The sequence below is a fragment of the Peribacillus sp. P4_C12 genome (assembly GCF_056402095.1).
Window position 1 is genome coordinate 1 of the sequence record NZ_JBFUIB010000577.1, and the last position, 2,137, is coordinate 2,137.

At 39.9% G+C, this 2,137-nt stretch carries 4 protein-coding genes; all 4 read right to left on the minus strand.

All coding sequences use genetic code 11. The features are described from left to right. Positions 1-337: 337 nt before the first annotated feature. Positions 338-553, minus strand: a complete 216-nt coding sequence (locus AC1DUW_RS26690; RefSeq protein ID WP_053348138.1) for a hypothetical protein — start codon at positions 551-553, stop codon at positions 338-340. Continuing rightward, positions 543-1,085, minus strand: coding sequence for a PRC-barrel domain-containing protein (locus AC1DUW_RS26695; RefSeq protein WP_477643913.1), 543 nt, complete (start codon positions 1,083-1,085; stop codon positions 543-545). Before AC1DUW_RS26695 ends, AC1DUW_RS26690 begins: the two co-directional genes overlap by 11 nt. A 59-nt stretch (positions 1,086-1,144) precedes the next feature. Continuing rightward, the gene (locus tag AC1DUW_RS26700) at positions 1,145-1,912 is read right to left on the minus strand and encodes a TPM domain-containing protein (RefSeq protein ID WP_477643914.1); all 768 of its coding nucleotides are present in this window, start codon (positions 1,910-1,912) and stop codon (positions 1,145-1,147) included. Beyond that, a partial coding sequence (locus AC1DUW_RS26705) for a LemA family protein (protein ID WP_477643915.1) occupies positions 1,912-2,137 on the minus strand: 226 nt, incomplete at its 5' end. The genes AC1DUW_RS26705 and AC1DUW_RS26700, both read right to left, overlap by 1 nt.

Sequence of the window (2,137 nt, forward strand, 5' to 3'; positions counted from 1 at the left end):
CTGTTACACTTATAGTTACAGCCGGTCCCCACATAGGCTTCAGTTTCATAAAAATATATATAACAAAAAATAAGAGCAATAAAAAACCAAGCCTATAAAACCACTTGAGACGAATACTCACAAAATCTACACCTCCCGCTCGTTTATTCTTCGAAAGGTGAGAGGTTTTCATACATAAAAAAGAGTGCCCTTAGCATCAGGACACCCATTCCCTTTAAAGTAATGATTTTATTCTTTTGCGTATTTTTTTGATACTTCGGTTAATCATTTTTGTGTTCATCATGTTCATAAGACCATTACGTGAACGTCTAGCCATTGCAAGCACCTCTTCCGTTAATTACATGCTGAAGCGGCGGTCATTTTCCTCAAACAAGTCGTCTAATGAGCTTAAACTTCCATCTTCTTCGACCTGGTGCGTATTAATGATTCCCTCAGAAATGGTCATTTCAATAAAACAATTCCAACAATAATATTGATTTACACCAATCTTCCCAACATCTTTACTGCGGCAATTCGGACAATTTATTTCCAAAATGGACACCTCACTGTTCATAAACTGAAACAATGATGGTATCCTTCCCTAATGTAGGCGGCTGTTTAGATTCAATCACTGTCGWCTCCGAGAAAAAACCATCCGTTGTTTCATACGCTATAATCGTGCCCATTTTTTCCCTGAAATATACATCCTGCAGTAAACCGAGCTCCTCGCCCATTTCTGAAAGAAGCATTCGTCCCAATACTTCATCCTTTGTTAGCCAGATGGAATCATCAGGCACCTTCTTTGGGGTTGACTCCTGTTGTATGATGATAATCCCATCCGGACCATATGAAGAAATATCGTCCAGAGTCAAATGAAAAGATCTCTTAAACAATGCTTGTTGATGAATGACCAAACCTGTTACCTGACCCGCTTCAGAAATAGATAAATCATGGACCGTGCCGATTCTTTCTCCTTTGATAGTAAAAACCGGCATTCCTTTCAATACAGAAAACGTCCGCAAGGTCATCCCGCCTTTCCGAACATTTTTATTATTTCTTTCATCTCGTAAATAGATGTGCTGAAAGGTTTTCCATTGTTGAATCATCTTAGAAAACGTAAAGTTTCAGGCATAAAAAAAAGACCGGTTTCCCGGTCAAATCTACCTTACCATCCACGGCTAGAACCTCCGCCACCGGAGCTTCCTCCACCACCGCCTCGTGAGCCACCGCCACCACTGCCGCCTCCGCCTCCGCGACTAATGAACATCAAGAGGATATTGATGATAATTTGAAGGAAAAATCCTTTAAACAATTTGGCATCGAGGATGAACAAAATGATGACCCCAACGATGATGAGAAAAATCTGTAAACCTGATGGCTTAAAAGTTCCTGTATCTGTCTGAACGGAAAGATCTTGATAAAACTCGTCACCTAAATTATATTCCTCCGTGACCTCGTTATAAACAGCCTTATAGGTTTCAGTCAGAGCAAGATTRTAATGACCTTCTTTCAGCTGAGGGATTGCCACATTGTCCAAAATCTGTCCTGATTTTATATCAGTAATGGCACCTTCTAACCCGTACCCCACTTCAATCCGGATTTTCTTTTCCTCTTCGGCCAGAACAATGAGGACTCCGTTATTTAGCTCTGCATCCCCGAGCTTGAATTTCCTAAATGCTTCGACCGAGTATTCCTCTATTTCAGAGCCTTCCATTGAGTCAACGGTCAAAACAGAGATTTGTGCTTTTGTAGCATCATCTAATCGTTTTCCCAGTTCTATAAGCTCTGATTTTTCCTGATCATCGAGGACTCCAGCAAAATCCTGGACATAAATATCTCCAACAGGTTTTGGAATGTTAGGTTCTGCTGCGACTACGTTTGCTAAATTGAAAGTGAAAATAAAAAATAGCGCAAACACAGCGAGTTTTTTCATTATTTATCGCTCCCGAAATCAACTTTCGGCGTTTCTTTTTCTTGATCAGTCACTTCAAAATATGGTTTTACATCGAAACCAAATGCGCTAGCCATCATATTCTTTGGAAAGCGTTTAATAGTCTTGTTATACGTGGTTACTTCGTCATTATAGTCTTTTCTTGCGACGGTCAATCTATTTTCTGTTCCTTCTAAACTATCCATAAGGCCCTTAAAGTTCTCATTT